The sequence below is a fragment of the Bradyrhizobium sp. WSM2254 genome, from assembly GCF_000472645.1.
Classification (GTDB): domain Bacteria; phylum Pseudomonadota; class Alphaproteobacteria; order Rhizobiales; family Xanthobacteraceae; genus Bradyrhizobium; species Bradyrhizobium niftali.
Genome location: NZ_AXAB01000003.1, coordinates 148,659 through 172,197 on the forward strand (window position 1 = coordinate 148,659; position 23,539 = coordinate 172,197).

At 63.3% G+C, this 23,539-nt stretch carries 27 protein-coding genes; 10 read left to right on the plus strand and 17 right to left on the minus strand.

Features of this window, described 5'->3' with window-relative positions:
• Nucleotides 1-77 precede the first annotated feature (77 nt).
• On the plus strand, nt 78-968 hold the full coding sequence (locus A3M7_RS0105675; protein ID WP_027543048.1) for a LysR family transcriptional regulator: 891 nt from the start codon (nt 78-80) through the stop codon (nt 966-968).
• 3 nt (nt 969-971) lie between these two features.
• Here the strand turns inward: A3M7_RS0105675 and A3M7_RS0105680 are convergent, their stop codons facing one another.
• The 4 genes from A3M7_RS0105680 to A3M7_RS0105695 all read right to left on the minus strand — a co-directional run bounded on the left by A3M7_RS0105680 (nt 972) and on the right by A3M7_RS0105695 (nt 5,237).
• Nucleotides 972-2,192: an MFS transporter gene (locus A3M7_RS0105680; protein WP_027543049.1), complete on the minus strand. Its 1,221-nt coding sequence runs from the start codon at nt 2,190-2,192 to the stop codon at nt 972-974.
• 166 nt (nt 2,193-2,358) lie between these two features.
• Entirely contained in the window at nt 2,359-3,783 is a 1,425-nt protein-coding gene (locus A3M7_RS0105685; protein WP_027543050.1) for an amidase, read from the minus strand.
• 170 nt (nt 3,784-3,953) lie between these two features.
• On the minus strand, nt 3,954-4,547 hold the full coding sequence (locus tag A3M7_RS0105690) for a membrane protein (RefSeq protein WP_027543051.1): 594 nt from the start codon (nt 4,545-4,547) through the stop codon (nt 3,954-3,956).
• 105 nt (nt 4,548-4,652) lie between these two features.
• Nucleotides 4,653-5,237, minus strand: a complete 585-nt coding sequence (locus A3M7_RS0105695) for a TetR/AcrR family transcriptional regulator (protein WP_027543052.1) — start codon at nt 5,235-5,237, stop codon at nt 4,653-4,655.
• Between the two features lie 77 nt (nt 5,238-5,314).
• Between A3M7_RS0105695 and A3M7_RS0105700 the strand changes: the two genes are divergently transcribed.
• Entirely contained in the window at nt 5,315-5,821 is a 507-nt protein-coding gene (locus A3M7_RS0105700) for a peptide deformylase (protein ID WP_027543053.1), read from the plus strand.
• Between the two features lie 64 nt (nt 5,822-5,885).
• On the plus strand, nt 5,886-6,278 hold the full coding sequence (locus tag A3M7_RS51200) for a DUF3551 domain-containing protein (RefSeq protein ID WP_084301704.1): 393 nt from the start codon (nt 5,886-5,888) through the stop codon (nt 6,276-6,278).
• Between the two features lie 140 nt (nt 6,279-6,418).
• Here A3M7_RS51200 and A3M7_RS0105705 read toward each other — a convergent pair whose 3' ends face one another.
• The 3 genes from A3M7_RS0105705 to A3M7_RS43745 form a co-directional block, all read right to left on the minus strand.
• Nucleotides 6,419-7,297: a GyrI-like domain-containing protein gene (locus tag A3M7_RS0105705; protein WP_027543054.1), complete on the minus strand. Its 879-nt coding sequence runs from the start codon at nt 7,295-7,297 to the stop codon at nt 6,419-6,421.
• A gap of 158 nt (nt 7,298-7,455) precedes the next feature.
• Entirely contained in the window at nt 7,456-8,118 is a 663-nt protein-coding gene (locus tag A3M7_RS0105710) for a glutathione S-transferase family protein (RefSeq protein ID WP_027543055.1), read from the minus strand.
• Nucleotides 8,119-8,220: 102 nt separating this feature from the next.
• Nucleotides 8,221-9,018, minus strand: coding sequence for an SDR family NAD(P)-dependent oxidoreductase (locus tag A3M7_RS43745; RefSeq protein WP_049823228.1), 798 nt, complete (start codon nt 9,016-9,018; stop codon nt 8,221-8,223).
• An 89-nt stretch (nt 9,019-9,107) separates the two neighbouring features.
• Between A3M7_RS43745 and A3M7_RS43750 the strand changes: the two genes are divergently transcribed.
• Both A3M7_RS43750 and A3M7_RS0105730 read left to right on the plus strand, forming a co-directional pair.
• Complete coding sequence (locus A3M7_RS43750) at nt 9,108-9,650, plus strand: helix-turn-helix domain-containing protein (protein ID WP_049823243.1); 543 nt, start codon at nt 9,108-9,110, stop codon at nt 9,648-9,650.
• Between the two features lie 59 nt (nt 9,651-9,709).
• Entirely contained in the window at nt 9,710-10,123 is a 414-nt protein-coding gene (locus A3M7_RS0105730; RefSeq protein ID WP_027543058.1) for a GFA family protein, read from the plus strand.
• A gap of 22 nt (nt 10,124-10,145) precedes the next feature.
• Here the strand turns inward: A3M7_RS0105730 and A3M7_RS0105735 are convergent, their stop codons facing one another.
• From A3M7_RS0105735 to A3M7_RS0105750, 4 genes are all read right to left on the minus strand, one after another.
• Nucleotides 10,146-10,607, minus strand: coding sequence for a hypothetical protein (locus A3M7_RS0105735; RefSeq protein ID WP_156936827.1), 462 nt, complete (start codon nt 10,605-10,607; stop codon nt 10,146-10,148).
• A gap of 124 nt (nt 10,608-10,731) precedes the next feature.
• A complete protein-coding gene (locus tag A3M7_RS0105740; protein WP_027543060.1) occupies nt 10,732-11,991 on the minus strand; it encodes a serine hydrolase in 1,260 nt (419 codons plus the stop codon).
• Between the two features lie 130 nt (nt 11,992-12,121).
• Nucleotides 12,122-12,484 carry a helix-turn-helix transcriptional regulator gene (locus A3M7_RS0105745; protein ID WP_027543061.1) on the minus strand — a complete coding sequence of 121 codons (363 nt, stop codon included), beginning with the start codon at nt 12,482-12,484 and terminating at the stop codon, nt 12,122-12,124.
• A complete protein-coding gene (locus A3M7_RS0105750) occupies nt 12,484-13,146 on the minus strand; it encodes an SRPBCC family protein (protein ID WP_027543062.1) in 663 nt (220 codons plus the stop codon). The genes A3M7_RS0105745 and A3M7_RS0105750 overlap by 1 nt, the downstream gene beginning before the upstream one ends.
• A 145-nt stretch (nt 13,147-13,291) precedes the next feature.
• Between A3M7_RS0105750 and A3M7_RS0105755 the strand changes: the two genes are divergently transcribed.
• A complete protein-coding gene (locus A3M7_RS0105755; RefSeq protein WP_027543063.1) occupies nt 13,292-13,657 on the plus strand; it encodes a bleomycin resistance protein in 366 nt (121 codons plus the stop codon).
• 118 nt (nt 13,658-13,775) lie between these two features.
• On the opposite strand, the gene A3M7_RS0105760 is transcribed toward A3M7_RS0105755, so the two are convergent.
• From A3M7_RS0105760 to A3M7_RS0105775, 4 genes are all read right to left on the minus strand, one after another.
• Nucleotides 13,776-15,971: a hypothetical protein gene (locus A3M7_RS0105760; protein ID WP_245284200.1), complete on the minus strand. Its 2,196-nt coding sequence runs from the start codon at nt 15,969-15,971 to the stop codon at nt 13,776-13,778.
• Nucleotides 15,972-16,142: 171 nt separating this feature from the next.
• Entirely contained in the window at nt 16,143-16,439 is a 297-nt protein-coding gene (locus A3M7_RS0105765; protein ID WP_027543065.1) for a hypothetical protein, read from the minus strand.
• Between the two features lie 242 nt (nt 16,440-16,681).
• Nucleotides 16,682-17,065: a glyoxalase gene (locus A3M7_RS0105770; protein WP_027543066.1), complete on the minus strand. Its 384-nt coding sequence runs from the start codon at nt 17,063-17,065 to the stop codon at nt 16,682-16,684.
• A gap of 121 nt (nt 17,066-17,186) precedes the next feature.
• Complete coding sequence (locus tag A3M7_RS0105775; protein WP_027543067.1) at nt 17,187-17,927, minus strand: GDSL-type esterase/lipase family protein; 741 nt, start codon at nt 17,925-17,927, stop codon at nt 17,187-17,189.
• A gap of 41 nt (nt 17,928-17,968) precedes the next feature.
• Here A3M7_RS0105775 and A3M7_RS0105780 point away from each other — a divergent pair, with 41 nt between their 5' ends.
• Entirely contained in the window at nt 17,969-18,538 is a 570-nt protein-coding gene (locus A3M7_RS0105780) for a GbsR/MarR family transcriptional regulator (RefSeq protein WP_084301706.1), read from the plus strand.
• Between the two features lie 63 nt (nt 18,539-18,601).
• A complete protein-coding gene (locus A3M7_RS0105785) occupies nt 18,602-19,285 on the plus strand; it encodes an isoprenylcysteine carboxylmethyltransferase family protein (protein WP_027543069.1) in 684 nt (227 codons plus the stop codon).
• A gap of 56 nt (nt 19,286-19,341) precedes the next feature.
• Here A3M7_RS0105785 and A3M7_RS43755 read toward each other — a convergent pair whose 3' ends face one another.
• Entirely contained in the window at nt 19,342-20,496 is a 1,155-nt protein-coding gene (locus A3M7_RS43755; RefSeq protein ID WP_049823229.1) for a citrate synthase, read from the minus strand.
• A gap of 145 nt (nt 20,497-20,641) precedes the next feature.
• On the opposite strand from A3M7_RS43755, the gene A3M7_RS0105800 reads away from it, so the two are divergent.
• Nucleotides 20,642-22,015 (plus strand): CoA transferase, encoded by a 1,374-nt coding sequence (locus tag A3M7_RS0105800; RefSeq protein WP_084301765.1) that lies wholly within the window; start codon nt 20,642-20,644, stop codon nt 22,013-22,015.
• Nucleotides 22,016-22,112: 97 nt separating this feature from the next.
• Here A3M7_RS0105800 and A3M7_RS0105805 read toward each other — a convergent pair whose 3' ends face one another.
• Complete coding sequence (locus A3M7_RS0105805; protein ID WP_027543072.1) at nt 22,113-22,478, minus strand: nuclear transport factor 2 family protein; 366 nt, start codon at nt 22,476-22,478, stop codon at nt 22,113-22,115.
• 129 nt (nt 22,479-22,607) lie between these two features.
• On the opposite strand from A3M7_RS0105805, the gene A3M7_RS0105810 reads away from it, so the two are divergent.
• Nucleotides 22,608-23,492 (plus strand): LysR family transcriptional regulator, encoded by an 885-nt coding sequence (locus A3M7_RS0105810; RefSeq protein ID WP_027543073.1) that lies wholly within the window; start codon nt 22,608-22,610, stop codon nt 23,490-23,492.
• The last annotated feature ends 47 nt before the right edge of the window (nt 23,493-23,539 follow it).

Below are 23,539 nucleotides of genomic sequence, written 5' to 3' on the forward strand. Positions count from 1 at the left end.
ATGGCGGGAAGATGGACCGGCGCCGTCGCTGTGATAAGACGACAATGCCTCATCATGGTGATAAGCTATGCTAACCAATGGAACCTGATCTCAACGCCCTCGCCGTCTTTGCGCTGGTCGCCGAAGAGCGGAATTTTCGTGCCGCCGCGGACCGTCTCGGCGTGACCCGCTCGGCGGTGAGCCAGACCATCCGGCGGCTGGAGGAAACTCTCGGCATCGCGCTGGTCCAGCGCACGACCCGCAGCGTCAGCCTGACAGAGGCCGGCGAGCGGCTGCACGCGGAGGTCGCCCCGGCCATCGCGGACATGCGCGCTGCGCTCGACGGCACCGAGGCGCTACGCGGGCGGCCGCGCGGACTTTTGCGCCTTGCCGTCTCCTCGATCGCCGAGCATTTTCTGTCTGGTACGTTTCTCGCCGGCTTCGCTGAAGCCAATCCGGAGGTGCAGCTCGATATCACCGTGACCGACGAGGAGTTCGACATCGTCGCCGCCGGCTATGACGCCGGTGTGCGGCTCGGCGAGGTCATCGAGCAGGACATGATTGCTGTTCCGGTCGCCGGCAACGAACGCCAGCTCGCGGTGTGCGCGCCTGATTTCCGCGACCGCTTCGGCGAGCCCGCGCACCCGTCCGAGCTGGCGTCCTTTCGCTGCATCGGCTGGCGGCCGGCGCCAAACGTCGTGCCCTATCGCTGGGAATTTGCGGAGAGGGGCAAGGAATTCAGCGTCGCGGTCGCGCCTGACATCACGACCAACGACATGGCGCTGATGATCAAGCTCGCCGTGGCCGGCGCCGGCATCACCTTCGGCATGGAGGCGAGCTTTCGCCCCGCGATCGATCGCGGCGAGCTGGTGCCGATCCTGGAAGACTATTGCCCCTCCTTCGCCGGCTTTTATCTCTATTACCCGAGCCGCCGGAATCTTGCACCGAAGCTGCGCGCACTGATCGAGCACGTGCAGCGGCGCGGTTGAGCCTCACGCCGCTACGGCCGCCGCCTGCCCTTGCGGTTTCGCGAACGGGCGGAAAGTCATCGCCATCAGGAAGGCGCCGAAGCCCATCGCACTGGAGGCGATGTAGAGCCAGGCGTAGCTTGAGAACGCGTCGTAGATCAGGCCGCCGGCGAGCGGACCCGTCGCCATGCCGAGGCTGCCGGCCATCGCGGTGCCGCCGATCACCGTGCCCATCATGCGCAGCGGAAAATTTTCCCGCACCAGCACCGCGTAGAGCGGCATGGTACCGGCATAGATGAAACCGAAGATGGCGCCGACCGCGTAGAACGTCGCAAGCTGATGCGCGAAGACGTAGGCGAGCGCGCCGAACGCCTGCAGCAGGAGGCCCGTGACCAGCACACGCTTGGCGCCGAAGCGATCGCCGAGCAGCCCGAAGGCGATGCGGCCGCCCATGCCGGCAAACCCCTCGATGCTGTAGATCGTCACCGCCGCGATCAGCGGGATGCCGCAGCTCACGGCATAGCTGACGGTGTGGATGATCGGGCCGGAATGGGTGGCGCAGCAGAAGAAATTGGTCGCGAGCAGGATGATGAATTGCGGCGAGCGCAGCGCCTCGCCCAGCGACATCTCCGCCTGCGCGGCGTCCTCGCCCGACGGCACGGGCATCGCCTGCGCGAGCGCGGGCGGACGGCGCACAAGCAGCGACACCGGGATCATGATGGCGCCGACCACCAGCGCCACGATCTGCATCGAGGTGCGCCAGTCATGGCCGGAGACGAGCCAGGCCGCGAGCGGCGACATCGTCATCGGCGCCATGCCCATGCCGGCCGACACCAGCGAGACCGCGAGGCTGCGATGGGTGTCGAACCAGCCGGTGACGGTCGCCATCATCGGCGCGAAGATCGCCGCGCAGGAGGCGCCGACCAAGAGGCCGAACACGAACTGGAACGCAATGAGCGAGGTCGCGTGGCTCGCCCCGAACAGGCTCAGCGCCAGCACGGTCGATCCCGTCAGCACCACTGGCCGCGGCCCGAACCTGTCCGTCGCCGTACCCCAGGCCATGCTGGTGAAGGCCATCGCCAGAAAGCCGATCGTCATGGCACTGGAGATGCCGGTCACCGACCAGCCGGTGTCCTTGGCGATCGGCTGCAGGAACACCGGCAGCGAAAACATGCCGCCGATCGCGACGCAGCCAAGCAGGCCGCCGGCGGCGACGATCACCCAGCGATAGTGGGACGAGTTCATTTTCCTTGTCTCCAGACAGTTTGTCTGAGTGAAAGACGGATGGGATCGACGCGGGCCGACAGGCGACGGTACTTTAATTTTCCGGCGTCCGCGCCGCCGGCGCGCGGTTCCGCAAGCGCCGCCTCCAGTGCGGCCTGCTCGCGCCTTAACGCCGTTCGATCGGAGGTCATCGTCCTTGCAGAGACGTCCGCGCGGCGCCATCGACCAGGCCTGGTCGCGCGGCGGTGGCGCAGGCCTGCTCGACGCCCCGGCTCGCGCGCAGGATGTTCTCCTCGGCGAACATCGGCCCCACGATCTGCAGGCCGATCGGCAGTCCCTCGACAAATCCGCACGGCACCGAGGCGGCGGGTTGGCGCGTCAGGTTGAACGGCCATGTCAGCGGCGTCCAGTCGAACCATTGCGGGAAGCGCGCGGCGTCGGGCGTATCGATGCCGGCCGCGAAAGCGGTGATGGGAACCGTCGGCGTCAGCAGCAGGTCGTAGTCCTGATGAAACGCCTGCATCTGCTGGCTCAGCGCGCGCATCTCGACATGGGCGGCTTGCAATTCGCGCGCGGACAGATCCTGGGCCGCGATGATCAATCGCAGCAGGCCCGGATCGAGCGCTGCCAACTGCGCGCCGGTGAAATCACGCACCAGCGCGGCATGCGACGCGCCCCAGATCACTTCCAGCGCATGCTGCGCGCCGGACAGATCGAGAGCAACATTCTGCACGTCGGCGCCTGCCTCCACCAGCGCGTCGATCGCCGGCCGCATGCCGGCCACCACGGCAGGGTCGGCGACCGCAAAGCCGAGATCGGGCGACCATGCGATCCGCAGGCCCGCAACGCCGCGGTCAAGGCCATCGAGATAATCGATGCCGCGATGGGGAATGGCAAAGGAATCACGCGGGTCCGGGCGCGTGAGTACGTTCAACAACAGCGCACTGTCGGCGACATCGCGCGACAGGCCGCCATAGACCGCGAGCGTTCCCATGACGCCGGGGAGGTTCGGCACCACACCATAGCTCGGCTTCAATCCGAACACGCCGCTGAACGCCGCCGGGATGCGGATGGAGCCGCCGCCATCGCCTCCGGTGGCGAGCGGGACCACTCCGGCCGCCACCAATGCGGCCGAGCCGCCGCTGGAGCCGCCGGGCGTGCGGGAAATATCCCAGGGATTGCGGGTGATGCCGGTCAGCGGGCCATGGGTGATGCCCTTCCAGCCAAATTCGGGGGTCGTCGTCTTGCAGAAGAACACGGCCCCGGCCTCGCGCAGCCGGGCCACACCGGGCGTATCCTGCGTGCTGGGCGCGGCCGCAGTGGCGTGGGAGCCGATGCGCATCGGCCAGCCAATGACCTGCGCGGTATCCTTGATCGCGACGGGCACGCCGTCGAGCGGCCCGAGCGGCGTTCCGCGACGCCAGCGATCCGCGGACTCTGCCGCCAGACGCCGCCCCTGCGGCTCATCCAACAAGCACACCGCGTTCAGGACGGGATCGACCGCATGCAGCCGCGCCAGGGTCGCGTCCAGCACATCGACCGGCGACAGCTCGCCCCCGGCGAAGCGCCGGGCCAGTTCACGAGCGGAAAGCCAGTTCAGATCGTCAGACATGAGGCATGCTTGGCGCATGTTCTGGCGCGAGGAGAAGCCCTCGCGCGTTTTGGATCATCGCCTGTAGGTCATAAACCAACTATCGATCAGCCGACCATGCAATTTTCAAGGAGACCGCATTCCAAGGAAAGCACTTGCGCCCACGGGTTCCTGCGGCCAACGCCATCGCATCACCCCAACTGAGCCCGCCTGGCGCCGCGCCGCCACGCGCTGACGGTGAGCCAGATCGCCGAGACCAGGAAGTAGAGCGCGCCGACCGCAGCATAGCCGGCGACATTCGTGATCGACGGAGCCGCGGGCATGGCGGCTTGAGCGATGAAGAAGCCGCCTGCCAGTGCCGATTGGCCACCGCTGAGCGCCATGGCCCACTGCGCGCCAAAACGCCTCCAGCGCCGGATTGCCGTCCCCAGCTGCAGCAATCCGGACAGGATCGCCCATGCACCGAACACGCCGAGCACCCAGTTCATGCTGACCTGCAAGGCAAGGATGACCGCGACGGTGGTCGCCAGGCTGACCAGCACGTTCAGAGCCTGCGTGCGGTTCTGGCCGAGCCCACCGCTGCGCAGCGCGTCGAACCAATTGGCCGCGGCGTCCCAGGCAGGATAAGCGATGAGCAAAGCCGCGGCGACCGGCGCGGAGAACTGACCGACGGCAAACGCAGCGGCGACCCAGGCGACGGAAAACCCCGCGCGCGCGAAGTAGTACAGCTTCAGCCATTGCGCCTGATCGGCCAGGGCGGAATCCAGCTGATGATGGTCTTTCATAATCGTCTCCTTACCTACTAGTTGGTTGTTTTTCGAGCGAAGCGAAGTCGTCGCGACGCAGATGTCTCGCAGGCTTGTGTGATTGTCGGGCTCTTCGGATGAATCTCAGCGCGTCGCGGACAGTCGCTCCAGCAGCGGCCGGGTGATGACACCGAACATCTTGGGATCGCCATAGGCGCGCGCCGACAGCATCGCGCCATGAACGGTCGCCATGAATCCTTCGGCCTCGACCCGCGCGGTGCCGGCGAGTTGCAGTCGCCCCTGCCGCTTGCCGCGCTCCATCACCGAGGTCAGCCAGGATGCCAGGGCGCGGAAGTGCGCGCGGACTTCAAGCGCCACCTCCTCGGGCAGCAGCGGGAGCTCGCTGGCAAGAAGCGCACAGACACAGAAGGGAGCCGTCGCGTCCTTGATGCACGCCTCCCAATAGGCGAGATAGCTTTTGAGCTGCACGCTCGGGTCCGGGATGTTGCGCTCGATTGCGGAAAGTCCCGCCGCGGCCTCCTCGCGATAGCGCGACACGAGGGTGCGGACCAGATCGACCTTGCTGGCGAAATGGTGGTGGATGCTCGGCTTGCGAATTCCGACGACATCGGCGATGTCGGCGTAACTGAAGCCGTTGTAGCCGCCGGCAATGATCAGCGTGCGGGCGCAGGCCAGAATGTCGTCGGCGGTCGAGGAAACATTGGTCATGGCCAGCTAGCTACCTTCCAGTTGGTAGGGCGTCAAGAACCGGGTGCTTCAACCATCCGTGAGTGGTAGGAGCGTGTATGACCATCCGCCCCCTCGTCCGCTACCCCGACCGCCGGCTCGCGATGCCTGCCCGCCCCGTCACCGCATTCGACGACCAGCTCCGCGAGCTTGCCGCGGACCTGCTCGAGACGATGCGCGCCGCGCCCGGCATCGGCATCACGGCGCCGCATATCGGCGTGCCCTTGCGCGTCGTGGTGCTCGAGCTCGACGCCAAGGCCGGCCCGCAGACCTATGTCAATCCGGAGATCACATGGGCTTCGCCGGAGATGATCATGCACCGGGAGGGCAGCGTCTCGATGCCCGGCGTCAACGACGAGGTCCAGCGTCACGCCCGCGTGCGGATCAGCTACTGGGATCTCGACGGCACCATGCAGACCGAAGAGTCGGAAGCCTTGCGGGCCGTATGCCACCAGCACGAGATCGACCAGCTCGACGGGATGTTCTGGATCCAGCGGCTGTCGCGGCTGAAGCGGGAGCGGCTAGTGAAGAAGTTCGAGAAGGTGAACCAATTCCGTGAGTATTGACTTAGATCAATACTGACTGTGGCCTGAGTGCCCCCCGTGTCGTGCGGACTTGGAGGAGGTTCCAATGCGCAAATGGGCTTTGACGATTTTGGCAGTGAGCATGGCCTTAACGGCAGGGCATGCCCGGGCTCAAAGATATGATCCGGCTTACCCCGTTTGCTTGAACGTCGTCTCTCGCGGAATCACCCCATATTACAGATGCAGCTACACGACGATGGACCAATGCAGGGCGTCAGCCAACGGTCAGATGTGCGTCCTCAATCCGTATTACGCCGGCGCGACGGCCAGAGGGACCAATCGGCGTAACTATCGCCAGACGTACACGCCGCCCAAGCCGCCAATCCACTACCGGGCGGCACCGTACAATCAATTCAATGAACCATATTATGGAGCTTCCCAAGGCTATGCGCCGGGCGAAAAGCAACGATTTCTCGACAGCGTGAGACGATACATGTGACGCATGACGGCCGACCGTGGTCGCGCGCGTCTGCCGCCTGGCCGGCGTAATCCGCCGTGTTGAGCGCGCAACGAGGAAAGAAGGCGGATTGCGCCTTGCGGCTCATCCGCCCCACAGCCCTTGCGATCTCCACCAATGCGCTATTTCAGCGGCAGAAACACTTCCGCAACCGTCTCATGCTCCGGCACCTCCGGGAAGAAGTTCAGCCGCTGGCAATAGATCGGGAAGTCGCGAGCCTCCTCGCCGCTCGCCGGAAGCCAGTCGCGATAGAGGTAGAGCGCGGCGGGCTCCAGATTGTCGGTGTAGCCGACGACCCGCAGCACCGCGCAGCGCCCGCCGGGGATCTCGCCGGCCTTGATCTCTTCGCCATTCGCCTCGATCGGCTGGTCGGTCCCGACACAAAGATCCGTGCTGTAAGCGGCCGGCGAGTCAGGACGCCGTTCGGACCGCCAGACATTGAAGGTCGGACTTATCCTCGGGTGCAGGCCCGCTGCCTTGCGCCACGCGATGAACCGCCGGATGGTGTCGCCGAGCGTTGCCGGGTCGCCCCGATGCTCCATGATCGCCACCCGCGTCGGGGGTACATCGCGTATCGTCACGTCGTCAGTGGTAAATCTCTTCATGAGCTTGCTCCTCGCGTTGTCGAGAGGCCCGAAGGCCACAAGCCACGGCTCCCAGTCGGGAGAGTTGCGGAACGACGACGGCGATTGCCCGAACCGTTGCCGAAAGGCGCGGGCGAAGGCATCCGGGGCATCGTAACCGGCGTCCATCGCGATGTCCGTGACGCTTTGGGCGTCCGCGTAGGCCAGCCGGTAGGATGCGCGCTTCATACGGGCCAACTGGACATAGCGATGCACCGACAACCCGAAGGTCGCCGTGAACTGCCGGTGGAAATGAAACTTCGAGAAGGCCGCAACCGCGCTTAAGCTTTCCAGGTCCAGATCGCTGTCGAGATTCCGGTCGATATGCTCCAGCACCCGCCGCATCCGGTCCTGATAGTTTTGCAGCGCCCCCTTCATCGTCCCTCCTCCGTGGCGGCTCCAGTTAGTCGCTGACGGCCATGATTTGCTCGACCGATCTTGCGGTTTGGCAGATCGCAGGACGCGCTCCAGCACCCGCCGCACCCGGTCCCGATAGCTCTGATGCGCCGCCTTCACCGTCCCCGTGGCGGCTCCAGTCAGTCGCTGATGCCAGGCGGCGTATTCCGCTTGTAGTCTTCCAGCTGGGCCTGGATCGCGCGTTGGAACGCTGGTCGGCTTACGCATCTCTCGACGTACGATCTTGTCGCCGAATAGTCGTTCAAAATGCCGCTGTCGGTGAGTTCCCTGAGGACAGTGCTCATCACGATGTCACCGGCCGTGAACCGATCCTCGAGGAATTCCCTGTTCTCGAGCCAGACATTCAAGCCCGTCAGTTTCCGCCGCAGACCGCTTTCCGCGACCGGACGATAGTCCTTCACCCAGGATTCACCTGCATGGAAGGTTTCCAGTCCGGCAAAGTTCTTCGCGTGGGGTTCGACGGAATTCAATGCGGCGATGACCCAGGCGGTCACGCGTGCGAAACCTGCGGCCGTCGTGGGCGCCAGCGCCTCCGACTGCCTGGCAAGGTGCAATACAATCGCTCCGGACTCGAACAGCTCAACTTGATCATCGCGATAGGCTGGCACCTGCCCGAATGGTTGCCAAGCGCGGTATTCGCTCCCGTCCAGAATTTCGCGATCGACCAGGATGACGTCATACGGCGAGCCAGCCTCTTCGAGCGCCCAACGGACCCGATGATCCAGGGCATATCCTTGGGCAAACGGTGGAACCCACCGAAACGCCGCAACCTGCGGAGTCATTGAAGCACCTCTCTCGTATCGTGAGGCAACCTATGGACAGCCGCCACCACTCTCGGTGGTGTTCGCTGCCAAGCGTCTCGAACGGGTCCGAACATTTTGCGCCTAGTCGAGCACTGAACCGCAGGTGAGGTTCGCGATGGCGCCGGTCATTGCGCCGGCGCGGTCCGATGCAACAAAGGCAGCGAATTCCGCCACCTCCGCCAGTTTCGGCGGACGCTGAAGGAGAGCGCCCTTGCGCACCCAATCGTCGAGCATCGTCTCCACCGTCACGCCAGCGCGGTTGGCGAAGCCCTCAAATACCGCCTGCGCGTGCGATGCCGGCAATGCTTCCGGAATTGCGTCCGGGCGAAGACACACGACGCGGACTCCACTTGATCCCAGTTCGGCTGCGAGAAGCCGTGAAAAGGTCTCTATCGCTCCACACGTCACACCAAATCCCAGGACGCCCGGACCGGTTGCGCGTGCCCCCGGGGTTGAAAGGGTGAGAATGACGCCTGAACCCTGCTGGATCATCTGGAGTGCTACAGCCTTGGCCGTAATGAAGTTCGACTTCATGTAGGCTGTCACGGGGAATAAGAAATCCTCGAGCGAGAGCTCGGCAAGAGGCGCGCCCTGGACATGAAACATCCCGATGGCATTCAAGGCTATATCGACGCGCCCGGCAGCGGCCAGGACATGTTCCAAGTGCCGGTCTACCGAGGACGCATCCAGCGCATCGACTTCAGCGATGTCGACAACGCCTCCTTTCCGCTCAATGTCCGCAGCGACTTCTCGAAGCTTGGAGAGCGTCTTTCCAGCGATGAAGACCCTTGCTCCTTCGCGAGCGAATGTCCGCGCGGCCGCGCCGCCAATCGCTCCACCGCCGCCGTATACAACAGCAGTCTTGCCCTCCAACAGCATCGGCGCCTCGCCTCAAACTGATTGCACTTTAAAACTACTTGCATAATGGGATCAGTTTTGTCAATTAGCTTCCAATGAGGACTTTGCGAATGGTTGAGCCACATCGGTCCGGCTGCCCGATCAATCTCACTCTGGAAATGCTTGGCGACAGGTGGAGCCTTATCGTCATCCGCGACATCTTGGTCGGCAATCGCCGGCATTTCCGTGAGTTGCTGACGCAATCCGAAGAAGGGATCGCGTCCAACATTCTGGCGGATCGGTTGCATCGCCTCGTCGATGCCGGGCTGCTCTCAAGATCCGACGATCCAACGCATCGCCAGAAAGCGGTCTACAGCCTGACGGAGCCGGCAATTCAGCTTGTCCCCCTGCTCGCCATGATGGGAGCCTGGGGACGCCGGCATACGCCAGCCACACGCGTTCTTTCGGTTCGCGCGCAACTCCTGGAGGAAGGAGGGCCGGATCTCTGGTCGGACTTCATGGATGAACTGCGGAGTCTCCACCTCGGACGTCCGATGAAGGGGCCGTCTGTCATCGCGAAGCTTCAGGCTGCCTTTGCGAAGGCGGTCACTGGACAGAAAGATGTCACCCCAACACCCGAAAAATTGCCCCGCCGGGTCAAGACGAAGAGATGAGGCTGGTCAAAAACAACGCCTGACATTCCGTTCGGATCAATTTGTGGAGGCCGGCGCCAATGACTCTCACAGGCAGATGTTCTTGCGGATCTGTTCGATATTCGATCTCTGAGCCGCCGATCCGCGGCTTCCAATGCCAGTGCCGCGACTGCCAGCGCGATACGGGGACCGGTCATAGCTCCGTCTTCGTATTCCCGCGCAACGCTCTCTCCGTCACCGGCGAAGTGCGCGAGATCGCCCGCACGGCAGACGGCGGCGCGGTCAAGCGCAAAGGATTTTGTCCGAACTGCGGTTCGCCGATCTACAACAAACCGGACGAGAAACCCGAATTCATCGGCATCTATGTCGGCACGCTGGACGATGCCAGCACGTTCAAACCGGCGGTCGCCCTGTTCTGCTCGCGCGGCTATGCATGGGATCATCTCGATCCAGAGATTCCCAAGCTGCCGGAATGGCATCCGGGTTCGCGTTGACGATAGCCAGGTAGAGCGAAAGCTAGCGACGCATGGCGGCCAGCGTGCACATCACCGCCGAAGCGGCACCAACGCCTCCGACGATGACCCACATGCGCGGACCAAACATCGGCGCCGAACCCAAATGGGGATGCGGGATCACGAATTCATCGAGCCAATAGATCGTCGCCATGCTGATCCCGGCTCCGATGAGAAGGTTGGCGGCGACGATCCATGACTTCGAGAAGGCGCGGTTCGACATCCATCGCGTCGCCGCGCCGACGGCAAAGGCGGCGGGCGCTCCGACGACATAGGCCCCGATCAAAAGGACAGGGATGAGCGTCAGGACACCAAGCGCGGTCGAGACCAGCGAGCCATTCGGCAGAACGGCGTCGCTTGACCTCATGACCATCTGCCAGAAGATTCCCGCGAGCGAGACGGCAAACATCATCGAGAATCCGACCGCCGGCCCCATCAACCCAAACCACAGGACGGACCGTTTCAAGAGATTGCCTTCCAGCCTGTCAATGCGGCTTCAACTCGGCGCCGCCATGTGATTTCGCGATCATGCTCCGATCGGTTGATAGCGCGATAAGTGAAGCGAAAGCGATACCCATCCACATTATGGCTCACCCGCCCGCCATCAGCTCCTTCGCCAGCGCCATATAGGCCGGCAGCGTCACCGGATCGTTGGCGGCGTTGCCCGCGACGGGGTGCGAGGCGTAGCGCGCGATCACCATCTCGGCCTTGGGATCGACGTAGATGCCCTGGCCGTGGACGCCGCGCGCCATGTAGGCGCCGTGGGCGTTGTGCGTGACCCACCATTGATTGCGATAGGAGGCACCTGGCAGCGTGGTGTAGCCGGCCGGCTTGAACTTTTCGGGGTCGCCGCCGCGCGCGATGTCCTCGACAACGGTTGACGGGACAATCTGGCGGCCGTTGAAGCGGCCGTGATTGCGCATGGTCTCGCCGAAACGGGCGAGATCGCGCAGCGTGGTCGACAGGCCGCCGCCGCCGCTCTCGGTGCCGATGCGGTCGACGTGATAATATGCGTCTTCCTCCGCGCCCATGGGCGTCCAGATCCGCTCGGAGAGAAGATCGGACAGCGTCATGCCGCTCGCACGCCTGATGATCCAGGCGAGCACGTCGGTGTTGACGGTCTTGTAGGCAAAGGCCTTGCCGTGCTCGCCCTGCTTCTTCTGCGCGACGAGGAAATCGAAGATGGTGGTCGGGCCGTCATAGTCAGGCGGAATCGGCGCCATGCCGTTGGCGCGCCTGAGGCCCCACACATGCGAGTTCTTGTCGGTGTAGACTTCGGTGTATTCGAGCCCCGTGGTCATATCCATGACCTCGTGCACGCGCGCGTCCCCGAACGCGCTCGCCTTCAGCTCCGGCACATAGTCGGTCACTGGCGCCTGCGGATCGATCCTGCCCTCGGTGACCAGAATGCCGGCCAGCACGCCGGTGAAGGATTTCGTCACCGACATCCCGATATGCGGCTTGTGCGGCTTCAACGCGCCGAAATAGCGCTCATAGATCAGCTTGCGCCGGTGCAGCACCGCGATGCCGTCGGTGTAGGTCTCCTCCAGCATCTTCGCGAAGGTCATGGGGCGGCCGTCCATGGTGGTCGAGGCGAGCGCGCCGATGTCGCGGTCCTCGCGCGGCAACACCGACGCGGGCCCTGCCCCGCGCCAGACGTTCACCGTCGGCACCAGCTGGCGCACATTGCTCCAGGCCCAGCGCAGCTCGGGGAAGCTGCGGAACGAGCCGTCCTGGAAGGCGATGGTGCGGTCGGGCGCGGGCGGGAATCCCTTCATCCAGCCGAGGGATTCCGGGTCGGTTTCGGTCGCGGATGCGGGTTGTTGGTTGGCGGCGGCGGCGACGGACATGCAAGCAGGCTCCGGAAGCGGATGAAGAGCTCGCTCGTATCATGGCGGCACGTGGTCAACATCCAGCATTTGTGCCGAGGTGACCGTCGCCGTGCGCTTGGCAATGAGCGGGGCACGCTGGTCTCCCCGATCAGGCCCTCTTGCCGCTCCGTTTCGTCATCGGCGCGTTACGCCGCTCCCGCTTGCCGCGCGCGATCTCGGTCGCCAGCGCGTCCAGCTTCGGCTCCCAGAAATTCCTGAACTGACCGATCCACGCATCCACCGCCTGAAGTCCCGCCACGTCGACCGCGTAGAACCGTCGTTGCGCCTCCGCCCGAACCGTCGCAAAGCCGCTCTCGCGCAGCACCTTCAGATGCTGCGACACGGCGGCCTGCGTGATCCCGAATTCGGCCCCGATCGCCTCCACGACTTCTCCGGACGCCATTTCCCTCGGTACGAGCAGTTCGAGGATGCGACGACGCACGGGATCGGCGAGGACTTCGAAGATGTGCATCAGCTTCCTGTACCGGGATGCGCGATATCGGGCGGCATTTCGCCGCGATAGAAGGCAATGGTGCGGTCCGAGCGCTCCTTCGCCAAGGCCGGATCGACCCCGCTCGCGACATGCGCTGCGCGCCAATACTCCCCGCTCCTCGTCATGAACTCCTTGCCCTCGGAAGAGCCCATCCACGCCTCCGCCGTCTCATGGTCGACTGCCGCTCCCGTCGCGAGATAGCGCTCAAGTCCCGCAATGGAAAGGTCCCAACCGATCCCCACCGCGCCCGGACCGAACTGATTCCAATGATCCTCGATCATCGCGGTGTGCTCAAGCGTCAAGCGCGCCTGGCTGCGTTCTGCCGCCAGCGCGACATCGATCCAGCTTGTGGCGCCACCGAACTCCCACGTCGCGGCAAAATGAGCTGGCGGCGCGCAAGCCGTGATGGTGCCGCCCGCGTTCCCCTTGAGCTGGTACCTTCCTCCCAATCGGAGGTCACCCTCGACCGGCAGGAACCAGCGCGGGATGCGCTCCTTGCTCGTCAGCGCGTCCCAGAGATCATCGACGCTGGTGTCGTAGAGCCGCGTCAACGTGACCGCGCTGGCCGCTCTCCCGTCCTTCTCGAAATTGCGCACCGAACGCGTGGCGAGCCCCAACACCCTGACAACGTCGATCTCCATCCCGGTTCTCCCTGTCGTTTCACGCCGATGAATATCGGTAGCTACTTATATAAGTCAATACTTAATTTCACCGCGGATCCGAGCCCTGCCGCTCTCTTGCGGGCTGATCAGGCGACTGGCAGTAAGACCGGCGTGGAGCACCCCGATGAGCGACAGCGCGACCCCAAACCTTCCTTCGCGAGACTTCGCGGCGACGGCGAGGTTTTACGCCGCGCTGGGCTTCGGACAGACCTGGCGCGACACGGAGTGGATGATCCTGAAGCGAGGCGATGTGACGCTGGAGTTCTTCCCGCACGCCGATCTCGACCCCGCAACGAGCTGGTTCAGCTGCTGCCTCCGGCTGGATGACGTCAACGCATTCTTCGCGGCCGTTCTCACCGCCGGTGTGCCCGAGATGACGACCGGCTGGCCCCGCGCCCACCTGCCGAAGCGAGAGGCGTGGGGAGGACTAGTGGGTGCCGTCATCGATCCCGACGGAACGCTCGTCAGGATCATTCAGAACGGGGATTGAGGCAGGCGATGGCGCGGTCGGGTGCGCCGTGAGGGTGACGGCACACTGCGACGACATTGCCGCGCGTGCAGCCATCACCCGTGTCACTGACTGTCGTTATCCGGTCCGGCGAAACGGCCTACCCCTTCCGCCGCGTCCGGCGCTTTGCCTTCGCGGCGCGTTTGCGTCCCGGGGCTGCTCGCGTTGGTCCGCGTTCCGCGCGGCCGCCTGTGTCGGCGGTCAGCTCGGGACGCAATCTGGCGAGCTTGGCGCGGTCCGGGAGCATGTCCACGAAGCCGTCGAGCACGCGCGGCGCGGCCGCACCGTCGCCGGCGATGGCCCGCTCGCCTGCCGGCGCCGCGGTCTGGGTGAGAGCCTGCAACCGCCGGCACGCCTCACCGAGGTGATAGGCATCGCCGCCGAGCGCCACCCATTTGCCGACCTCGGGATGCAGCACGAGATTGGCCGACTGGTTGTCGGTCGCGCTGGACGGATAATCGACGAACACGTCGATCCCCGACTGCACGCCCACCATCACGCCCTGCGCCGACCACGACACGGCGACGTCGACGCGGTAGCGGCCCGGCCGCTCGAAGGCGAAGCCGGCCGTGCTCCAGAACACCTTCGCCGAGGCCGTGACGCTCTTGCCGGGTTCGAGCTCGCTCAATTTCGCGTGCTCGCACAGGATGACGAAGGGCCTGACCGGGCGCTCGCGTCCTTCGGCATCGGTGACGGTGATCGACGCGAACAAGGCCTCGATGCTGACGTCGTTCGGCGCGCGCAGCGAGACGCCGCTCGTATTCGTCATCGTCCACGACAGATCCAGCGGCTGGCCGAGCGCGACGCGGTCGGTTGTGGCCGTCACCGCAAGCGTCAGCTCGGAAGGTTCGAAGTCGTGCCGGTCGGCGGCCTGCGGCGCGCCGGTCGGGAACCAGCTTGCGAACGGCCATCCGCCCGGACGAATGACCGGATCCGGCATGTGATTCAGGTGATGACGGACGTTGGTGTTATGCGCGAGCTTGATCTGATCCGGGAACACGCCGGGCTCGCCCGTCGCGGGACCGCCGAGCACGTCTGCGACGCTCGGCGTCGTGGTCATGATCGAGTTGTCGGCCGCCGTCTCCTGCTCCTGGTGGATCTGGTTCAGCGTGTGCGTCAGCTCGTGGGTCGCGCTGCGCAGGAACGCACGCGGCACGTCGCGCTGCTTCCTGTTCGCGGCAAGACCGAAGTTCGACGAGTCCGAGGTGGGATAACCGTCATCGGAGAAACTGGCGCAGCCTTCGCGGGGAACGCCGATCTGGTCGTACATGATGCCGCGCGAGCAGCCGAGCTTCGCGGGCACGACGATCATGTGCACGCGCCATTCGGTGTCGAGATTCGTCGCCGGATTCCGCACGTTGGTCATCAGCGCGTGCAGATCCGCCGAGCTCCAGCAGTTGGTCGCCACCACGCCTGATGGCACCGGGACGTTGAGCTGGTCCTGCACGACCGTCAGCTGCCAGCCGGTCCTGGCGAAGATCGTGTCGAAGAACTCCGTGCCGCCGGAGCCGTCGGGCACGGGCGCGGGCCGCACGGCTCCGACCAGCGTATCGATCTCCAGCGTCGCTCTGCGGAAGAACTTCGATACCCAGGCGAGCGTGACGCTGCCCTTGTCCACACCGCCCTCGAACAGCCGGCCCTCGTAGAACGGCCCGCCGGTCAGGGAGAACGGGAACGGCGCCGGCACCTTCGAAAGCTTCATCGTCACGGTGCGTGACGGCGTCGCCGGAAACGTTCCCTTGAACTGGCCGACCGGCGGCCGCGTGTAATTGAACTGCTCGGCGACGATAGTGAGCTCGCACTTCCTAGGGATCGGGACCGCGATGGGCGCGGAGACGCTGGTCACCCTGAGATAGGAGTGATAGCGCGCGCGGGGGAAGATGGGGATCCTCGGCCTGCGGATCGGGAACGGAATAGCTGGCTCGTCGACCGCGCTGAGCGAACCTGCCACGCTCGTCAATCCCGAGTCCGCTGCGGCTTCATTCTCGTCCTTGTTCCCCACAGGCGGCAACGGATGGGGGAGCGGGCCAATCACCGGCCGCTTCGAGTAGAGATCGCCGCTGACGATCAGATGGTCCGCGCCGCCGTCGGGCGCTGAGCGATCGACGCGCAGCGTGCCCTCGAAGGACACGAAGCCGGCCGTCGGCCTGAAGTTGATCTGGTAGCAGCCTTCGCGAAAGTCGAGCCTGCATAGTCTGAAGGGTGGGAACGGCTGCAGATCGGTCGAGGCCGGCTGGTCGCCGGTGTCGTCATCGCTGAAGCTGATCTGCCGCGACAGCGGTACCTGCGGTTTCATCGCCGGCTCGACCGATGCCCCGGTCATCTTCGCAAGGCTGCCACTCGATTCATTCTCTGAGCAATTGCACATGTCGTCTTCTCCTCGTTGAAAGGGTGAGACGATCGACGTGAGCGGGCTCGCTTGCGGTTGAAGCGGGTAATTTTTTGGTCAGCTGTGGCGTGCACAATCCTACGCGCGCCGATAAGTCACAAGACAGCCCTCTGAATCCGTAAACTCAAATCGGTCGGCCTCAAGTGAAATGTGATACGTCACAAGTTCATCAGTCGCCGTCCCGACGACGAGCGTGTTGGAGTCTTCGAGACGGTAGATTCCCGCGTCCCACCACACCATGCCCTGCCCCTCGCCGCGCATGCCGCGGTAGGTGCCGGTCGAGAATGTGAGGGTGGCGGGATACTTGTCCGCACACGCAGCCGCCGTGGTTTTGGTCCACGTTCCAACCATGCTCTGTTCGTGTTTGTCAGCCATAGTGTCTCCATAGCTCTCATCAACCGGCGCGATCGGCCGGTTGATGGCTATTTCAACATGTCGTTCTGGCGTGTGCAGCTCATTTCAAGCCGGCGTGGCGGCGGGATGTCAAAATCGACCCAAATCACCACGTACAATCACAACAGGTACTTTATCGCAGCATTAACGCAAGCGTGCGTGTGAGATGTTTCACATGAAGGTGCGACAATTGAGCGCCGAAGAGTCTTGCGCCAACGCTAGACCTACTCCGTCATCAGCCGGCTCGGCCAGCCCACGCGGACGAGGAGGTCGTCGGGGCCATTGAGCGCGAATTCATACATGCCCCACGGCTTGTGCTCGGCCAAGCGGCTCGGCTCGGCGATCTCCGGCAACATCGCCGCGGCCAGGCCGCGGACCCGGGGTGTGTAGACGTAGACGCCAAACGGGTTGCTCCCCGGAATGAGCCAGCCTTCGACCGCCTGCTGCAGGTGCACCTCGCCACCAACACCATCCGACAGCATCCGATATTCTTCGTAGCCTTGATCGACCGGCCTGAAGAAGCCGAGCCTGTTCCACCACCGCTCCGCTGCATCAAGGTCGTTGCAGGGAATGATTGCGATCACGCTCGATGTCTGCCGCTCGTCCATGGCGCTGCTCCGTTGAAGATCATGCAATGATTGCACCTTGTGCCTTGCTCGTGACCTCGCTTCGACATCGCACATGGGTTTAGCGCGGCCACGGCGACCGCGATTAGAGGCGAGGATCACCCTAGCAGGCGTCGATGAACTCTTGAATACGATCCGCCACGACCCGTCCCGCACGGCTGTTCAGGTGCACGCCATCGGTATGGAAACGCCATCCATTCATGCGCGCGACCTCGTCGATGCTTCGCCGCAGCACGAGCACACGGAACGCGTCACGATAGAATGGCAAGAAACTGAATGACGTGAATGCCTGACCGGGTGAAGTGCGAAGCTCCTCCGCGATCGCTTCATAGAGCTCAATGTAGCGGCAGTTTTCCTCATCTGCGACGGCCGCCACTATATCGGAATATTCCTTGACCCGGCGGTTGAGCTCCTTCTGGAACGGGTCCTCCGAATCCAGGTTCTCGCCGATCGGGCAGAGTGAGCAAAGCCCGATATCTGCAGCCGCATCGCTCTTCAGCCTGCGGGCCAGTTCCGTGAGGTTCTCGCGGAACCAGCCAGGCGACGGGGCGCATGGAAGGTGCTTCGAAACCGAGAAGAAGCGCCGCGCCCGCCTCGACACGAGGGCGAGGACATCGTTGCCACCAACCCAGACGATGACCTTGCTGGGACGACAGGCAAGCACCGCAGGCAATCGCTTGAGCGCATTGTAGGCCAGGTCACCACCGACACCGAAGTTCTCGAACTCAACTTGCGCATTGCGCGGGCGGGCGCGCAGCTCGGCGATCCAGTCAAACGCCTGCCCCTTGCCTGCCGTGCTGCTCGATCCGAGGCACGCCACGGTTTTCTGCTCGACGGCCGTCATGGTGCTATGGCTCCCGCCGAAGTGCGAACTCCGGCGACATCATGCCGATCCTGCAAGACACGGGCAGCAGCGCGCTGACAGGGAGGCATGAACCCCCGCCTAACGCTTGCAGTCGGCTCTTATTTCTCTATATTCGGGATATGCCGAATATGTCAAACAAAACCAGCAGGGACGAGCAGCGGTTCACGGAGGACGTGGCACGGCTGCTCACGCCCTGGGGCGTACCGCCCGTCGCCGCCCGTCTCTATGGCTATTTGCTTCTCTGCCCTCGCCCCGTCAGCCTCGATCAGATCACCGAAGACCTCGAGATCAGCAAGAGCAGCGCAAGCGTCGCCGCGCGACTGTTGGAGAGTTACACGCTGGCCCGCCGCCATAGCGAAGCTGGGACAAAACGCGCGCTTTATGCCGTAGCAGACGACTACGAAGCCATGATCCGCCAGCAGAATCGTCTGCTCGACGCGTTGGCCGGGCAGTTGAACGCCGGGGCTGAAATAGCTGCGTCCAAGGCGGCAAGCGCGCGTCTCAGGGAGATGGCCGACTTCTATCGGGTCATGCGCGGCGCCATGGAGGACGCCATCAGCCGCTGGACGCGTGGCCGACGACGGCAATGAGGAATCCCGCAGCGGCGCTGACCGTGCGGAAGACTCCGAACCTTCGACGGGAAAGGCAGAAAGATGGGTCTCGTACTAAATCTCATCGTTCAAACGATCGTCTGGTTCGCCTTCATGGGCGCGATCATCTTTGGTGCTGCAGGCACGACGGACTACACCGGCGGGTGGCTCTATCTCGGTGTGATGGTCGCGCTCTCGGTCGTGTTTGGGACAACCATGGCGCGCGTCGATCCGAGCCTGCTCAGAGAGCGGCTCAAGCCGCCCGTACAGAAAGATCAGCCGCGCGCGGACAAGCTGATTCTCATCCCAATCCTGCTCCTCATATTTGGAGGCATGGGCTTCATGGCGGCAGATGCGGCGCGCTGGCGCTGGTCGGCAATGCCATCTTCCGTGCAGTGGGCAGGCTGCGGGCTCCTCCTGGCGGCGATGTTTTTCATTTACTGGACCATGCGCACGAACAGCTTCGCGGCGCCGGTCGTGAAACTGCAAAGGGACCGCGGGCAGGCGGTCATCACAACAGGCCCCTACGCCATCGTCCGCCATCCCATGTATTTCGGCACGCTCTTCTACGTCGCCGGGACATCGCTCGTGCTCGGCTCGTGGTGGGGACTTGCGACGATCCCCGTCCTCGCCCTGTTGTTTGGCGTCCGGATCGGCATCGAGGAGCAGACGCTGCGCGCGGGCCTCGAGGGCTATGACGACTACGCGCGCCGTGTGCGCCGGCGCCTGATTCCGTTCATCTGGTGAGACGGAGCACTATCGCCAGAGGACACACATCGGCTCCGATCAAGCCGTAGCTTGCGCTACTTCTTTAGCATCGGTCCGACATACTGCGCTCTGGGGCGGATCAATCGTCCCGTCTCGATCTGCTCAAGACTGTGCGCGATCCAACCGACGACGCGGCCAAGTGCAAAAATGATGAAAGGCGAGTCAGCCGGGAGCGCATAAGCGTCCGCGAGCGCTGCAAGTGCGAAATCGATGTTGGGCAGTTCTCCGGTCATCGCCTCGGCGACTGAGCAGATCTCCGCGAACATGTCGCTCGGTCGGAACTGCGCCAAAAGGGACGCCGCGCGCGGATCGCCTTCGGGATAGAGCGGCTGGCCAAATGTCGGGAGCGGTTGACCTCGTGATAGCCATTGGCTCACCGCCTGTTTCGACCCGATCTTCTTCGCATCCTGCATGAGCATAAGCAGCATTTTCGAAGCTGCGCCATGAAATGGCCCCGTGAGGGTCGAAAGGCCGGCAAGGACACATGCTGAAAGCGGCGCCCTGGTCGAGGCGCAAATTCGAGCCGCGAACGTGGAGGCGTTGAGCTCGTGGTCGGCTAAGAGAACCAGGGCGCGCCGAAGGATATCTTCGGCCTCTGGCGACGACCATGCTGCCGCCAATCGAATGTGAACCGGTTGGGCTTCGGCGGCTTGCCGACCGATCATCGTGTCGTAGAGGTTACTGCATAGACGCGCACCATGCCCCACGAGGACGGTACGAGAGAGGCCAAGCGTGGGATGCGCTTCGCCAATCTGTTCGGCGAGGAGTTCGAGTGCTGCATTCAAGGGAGAGCGCGCGGGCACCGAAACAACATCGTGCCCCCGGGCCTGGTGAAAATGAACGGGGCCGGTCTCCCATAGTAACGCGGCAATCTCTTCAAGAGACGCCGTTTCTGAAAGCGTTACGGCGTCATGTCCCCGATAGTAGAGACGTCCATCCTGAATGGTGGATATCGCCGAAGGCAGGATTGGATCGCCCCGGTCGATCGTCGATGCGGCGACGGCTGCTGCGGCCCTGCGGCCGGAACGCTGGCCAGCGAGGCCTTTCACGTCGCTACGATGATAGAGGCTGCGCCGTGAGTCAGCAGGATCAGGTTTGACCCGGATGCGGCCGCGGCTCACGTTCGCATAAAGCGTTTGCGGCCGAACGCCGAGGATAGCAATCGCCTCCGACGATGTGATCCAGGTCACCGAGCCACCTTTATGTTGATGTGATCGATCAAGATTGACGTCAACACCATCACGCGGCGAAATTCAATTCACTTCGAAAGCAGTGGGCGGCGCCAGCCAGGTCGGATGCGCACATTCCCGGTGCTCACGGTGAAGGATGCTTGGCATGACAGGGTTTGCCGCTACTTTGACGAAAGAATGCTGGGCTGCTTTGGGCGGCTCCCCCCAAGCGCTTGATCAAGTTGCTTTTGAAAGCCCGGGGGGACTCCCCTCCGTCTTTGCCGTAACCGATCTGGCCAGCGCCACGATTGCGGCTGCTGGATTATCGCTCGCCGAACTGTCGTATGTCCTGAGCGGCAAACAAGCACGAATTCGCGTTGATCGGAGATTGAGCTCAATCTGGTTCTGGGCCTCGATCAGACCGATCGGTTGGCAGCCCCTGCCCGCCTGGGATCCGATCGTCGGGGATTATCCCACCAGCGATGGGTGGATACGACTTCACACCAATGCTCCACACCATCGGGCTGCCGTCCAACGCGTATTGGGACTCGAAGGTGACAAGGCGGCGATAGCTCAAGCGGTCGGAACCTGGTCGAAGACTGCGCTTGAGACCGCGATCATTGAAGCGGGCGGCTGCGCCGCCGAAATGCGATCGATTGCCGAATGGTCTGAGCATCCACAGGGACGCGCTGTATCTCGGGAGCCGCTGGCACATCTGGCCACGGCAGAACCTGGTTCGTTGCCGAAATGGAGCCTCGACCCGATGCGTCCACTCGCCGGGCTGCGAGTTCTGGATCTCACGCGCGTGCTGGCTGGGCCGGTAGCGACCCGCTTTCTGGCAGGTTTTGGTGCGCATGTATTGCGGATCGACTCCAAGGATTGGGACGAACCTGCCATCGTTCCCGAAACAACGCTGGGCAAGAGGTGCGCTCGATTGGATCTTCATACCGTGGAGGATCGGAAAGTCTTCGAGCAATTGCTTTCGCGTGCCGACGTCGTCATCCACGGCTATCGTCCTGGAGCATTGGACAGGTTGGGCTATTCCTCCAAGGTTCGGCGGCAGCTGTCCCCAGGCCTGGTCGATGTCAGCCTGGATGCCTATGGATGGTCCGGCCCATGGGCCGATCGCCGCGGCTTTGACAGTCTCGTCCAAATGAGCACCGGCATTGCCGACTTCGGAATGAAAAGGGCTCAAGCGAACAAGCCTGTACCACTTCCCGTTCAGGCGCTTGACCACGCGACCGGCTATCTCCTGGCAGCGGCCGCCATTCGAGGCGTGACGCGCAGGCTGCAGAAGGGCTGCGGTTGTGACGCGCGGCTCTCGCTCGCGCGCACCGCCCAGACCCTTATCGCACACCCTCTTGACGAGGCTGAGAGCCCGCTCGCTCCTGAGGGACTCTCCGATCGGACAGAAGACATCGAAACGACCTTCTGGGGTCAGGCTCAGCGTGTCCTCCCTCCGGTTCGCATCGATGACATTTCGATGCGTTGGGAGATGCCAGCGCGCCCCCTTGGATCGGATCCGGCCGAATGGTTCTGATCCCTTCGAGCGCGGCCACTGCGATTGCAGCGCCTGCGCAGCATTGACGCGTGTGAGATGCTTCACAGCATGGGTGCGACGATTGAGCACCCAAACATCAGACTTTCGATGTCATCACTTTCTGCACAATCCTCCATGTCCCGTTTACCTTCAGGCACGACAACAGGTCCGTGAAGGTACGCGGTGGTATCTGCAATTTCACCTTCAAGAGCGCGAGCTCTCGCTCAACATCTATCGATAAGATCTGGTCGTCACGCTCGAAGCCATGTTGCTTCGGACTCATGTTGCGGACCGATGCTAGCCACGCCGCAATTGGCGTTACAGCCACATCCCCGTCCTCTCCGACCTTTGTTACCGAACTCGAAGGATGAAATATGGACGCAAATTTCTCCGCATCCATTTCGTAAGCGGCGTCGAAATATGTCTGCGCCAGAGATCGCAAGGCGGGAACATCCGTGTCCATGGTGATCCTGAAGTTGTTTGGCCAAACGTGAGACGGACGCCTCACGCCGTGTTTGCGAAACTAGGCCAAAGTCTTTTATGACGATAGCCGTCTTGCATGGCAAAGCATCATGAGCGATATTCATAAATCATGACGAACGAGCTCAACGAACTTTCTGCTTTCGCGATCGTCGCCAGCGAACGGAACTTTACGCGCGCCGCGGTGAAATTGGGCGTGTCTCAATCGGCACTGAGCCATGCAATCCGGAGGCTCGAGGAACGGCTTGAATTGCAGCTGCTCGCTCGGACCACCAAGAGCGTCGCACCAACGGCTGCCGGGGCTGCCTTGTTGAATGATCTGTCCCCCGCGCTCGAGCAAATCGCTCGTGCGGTCGACCGAGCCCGAAGCGTTCGTCATCAACCTGCAGGGCGCCTGCGAATTGTAATGTCTCGGTCAGCTGCCGTCATGGTGTTGTTGCCGAGGCTCGCGGCCTTCACGGAGGCCTACCCTGACATCGTTCTTGACGTCGTCACCGTCACCGGCCCCGTAGACCTGGTAGCGGGCGAGTACGATGCCGGTATCCAGCTGGGCGAGTACATTCAAAAGGACATGATCGCGGTCCGCGTCACGCCGGAATTGCGATTGGCGGTGGTGGGCTCGCCTCGCTATTTCGCTTCAAGGCGCATCCCCCTCAAGCCGAAGGATCTCAACGACCATCGGTGCATTACATTGCGGCTTACGGGTGGTCCGTATCGATGGGAGTTCCAGCAGGGACGAAAGTCGGTCACGATCAACGTGAACGGACCATTGATAATCGACGATACCCACTTGGTGATGCAAGCGGTGCTGGCTGGCGTTGGCCTCGGCCTAGCCTATGAAGAGCAGGTGGCCGGGCATATTGTGAAGCGTCGACTTATTCGTGTTCTGGAAGATTGGACCCCGCCGATCCCCGGCTTCTTTTTGTATTACCCGAGCCGTCACCATCAGCCAGCCGCGCTATCTGCGCTCGTGAATGCGCTACGATCTCCTGGATAAGGACCGAGCCGCGACAACAGCAATTGTCGCGGCCGAAACCGACCCGT

Coding starts and splice junctions, on each gene's coding strand:
- A3M7_RS0105755 (WP_027543063.1), top strand. CDS start 13,292: ATGAGCGACAGCGCGACCCCAAACCTTCCTTCGCGAGACTTCGCGGCG.
- A3M7_RS0105770 (WP_027543066.1), bottom strand. CDS start 17,065: ATGGACGAGCGGCAGACATCGAGCGTGATCGCAATCATTCCCTGCAAC.
- A3M7_RS51200 (WP_084301704.1), top strand. CDS start 5,886: ATGCGCAAATGGGCTTTGACGATTTTGGCAGTGAGCATGGCCTTAACG.
- A3M7_RS0105680 (WP_027543049.1), bottom strand. CDS start 2,192: ATGAACTCGTCCCACTATCGCTGGGTGATCGTCGCCGCCGGCGGCCTG.
- A3M7_RS0105800 (WP_084301765.1), top strand. CDS start 20,642: ATGACAGGGTTTGCCGCTACTTTGACGAAAGAATGCTGGGCTGCTTTG.
- A3M7_RS0105805 (WP_027543072.1), bottom strand. CDS start 22,478: ATGGACACGGATGTTCCCGCCTTGCGATCTCTGGCGCAGACATATTTC.
- A3M7_RS0105705 (WP_027543054.1), bottom strand. CDS start 7,297: ATGAAGGGGGCGCTGCAAAACTATCAGGACCGGATGCGGCGGGTGCTG.
- A3M7_RS0105760 (WP_245284200.1), bottom strand. CDS start 15,971: ATGAAACCGCAGGTACCGCTGTCGCGGCAGATCAGCTTCAGCGATGAC.
- A3M7_RS0105690 (WP_027543051.1), bottom strand. CDS start 4,547: ATGAAAGACCATCATCAGCTGGATTCCGCCCTGGCCGATCAGGCGCAA.
- A3M7_RS0105745 (WP_027543061.1), bottom strand. CDS start 12,484: ATGCACATCTTCGAAGTCCTCGCCGATCCCGTGCGTCGTCGCATCCTC.
- A3M7_RS0105785 (WP_027543069.1), top strand. CDS start 18,602: ATGGGTCTCGTACTAAATCTCATCGTTCAAACGATCGTCTGGTTCGCC.
- A3M7_RS0105730 (WP_027543058.1), top strand. CDS start 9,710: ATGACTCTCACAGGCAGATGTTCTTGCGGATCTGTTCGATATTCGATC.
- A3M7_RS0105675 (WP_027543048.1), top strand. CDS start 78: ATGGAACCTGATCTCAACGCCCTCGCCGTCTTTGCGCTGGTCGCCGAA.
- A3M7_RS43745 (WP_049823228.1), bottom strand. CDS start 9,018: ATGCTGTTGGAGGGCAAGACTGCTGTTGTATACGGCGGCGGTGGAGCG.
- A3M7_RS0105810 (WP_027543073.1), top strand. CDS start 22,608: ATGACGAACGAGCTCAACGAACTTTCTGCTTTCGCGATCGTCGCCAGC.
- A3M7_RS0105750 (WP_027543062.1), bottom strand. CDS start 13,146: ATGGAGATCGACGTTGTCAGGGTGTTGGGGCTCGCCACGCGTTCGGTG.
- A3M7_RS0105710 (WP_027543055.1), bottom strand. CDS start 8,118: ATGACTCCGCAGGTTGCGGCGTTTCGGTGGGTTCCACCGTTTGCCCAA.
- A3M7_RS0105775 (WP_027543067.1), bottom strand. CDS start 17,927: ATGACGGCCGTCGAGCAGAAAACCGTGGCGTGCCTCGGATCGAGCAGC.
- A3M7_RS0105740 (WP_027543060.1), bottom strand. CDS start 11,991: ATGTCCGTCGCCGCCGCCGCCAACCAACAACCCGCATCCGCGACCGAA.
- A3M7_RS0105700 (WP_027543053.1), top strand. CDS start 5,315: ATGACCATCCGCCCCCTCGTCCGCTACCCCGACCGCCGGCTCGCGATG.
- A3M7_RS0105765 (WP_027543065.1), bottom strand. CDS start 16,439: ATGGCTGACAAACACGAACAGAGCATGGTTGGAACGTGGACCAAAACC.
- A3M7_RS0105685 (WP_027543050.1), bottom strand. CDS start 3,783: ATGTCTGACGATCTGAACTGGCTTTCCGCTCGTGAACTGGCCCGGCGC.
- A3M7_RS0105780 (WP_084301706.1), top strand. CDS start 17,969: ATGCCGATCCTGCAAGACACGGGCAGCAGCGCGCTGACAGGGAGGCAT.
- A3M7_RS0105695 (WP_027543052.1), bottom strand. CDS start 5,237: ATGACCAATGTTTCCTCGACCGCCGACGACATTCTGGCCTGCGCCCGC.
- A3M7_RS43750 (WP_049823243.1), top strand. CDS start 9,108: ATGGTTGAGCCACATCGGTCCGGCTGCCCGATCAATCTCACTCTGGAA.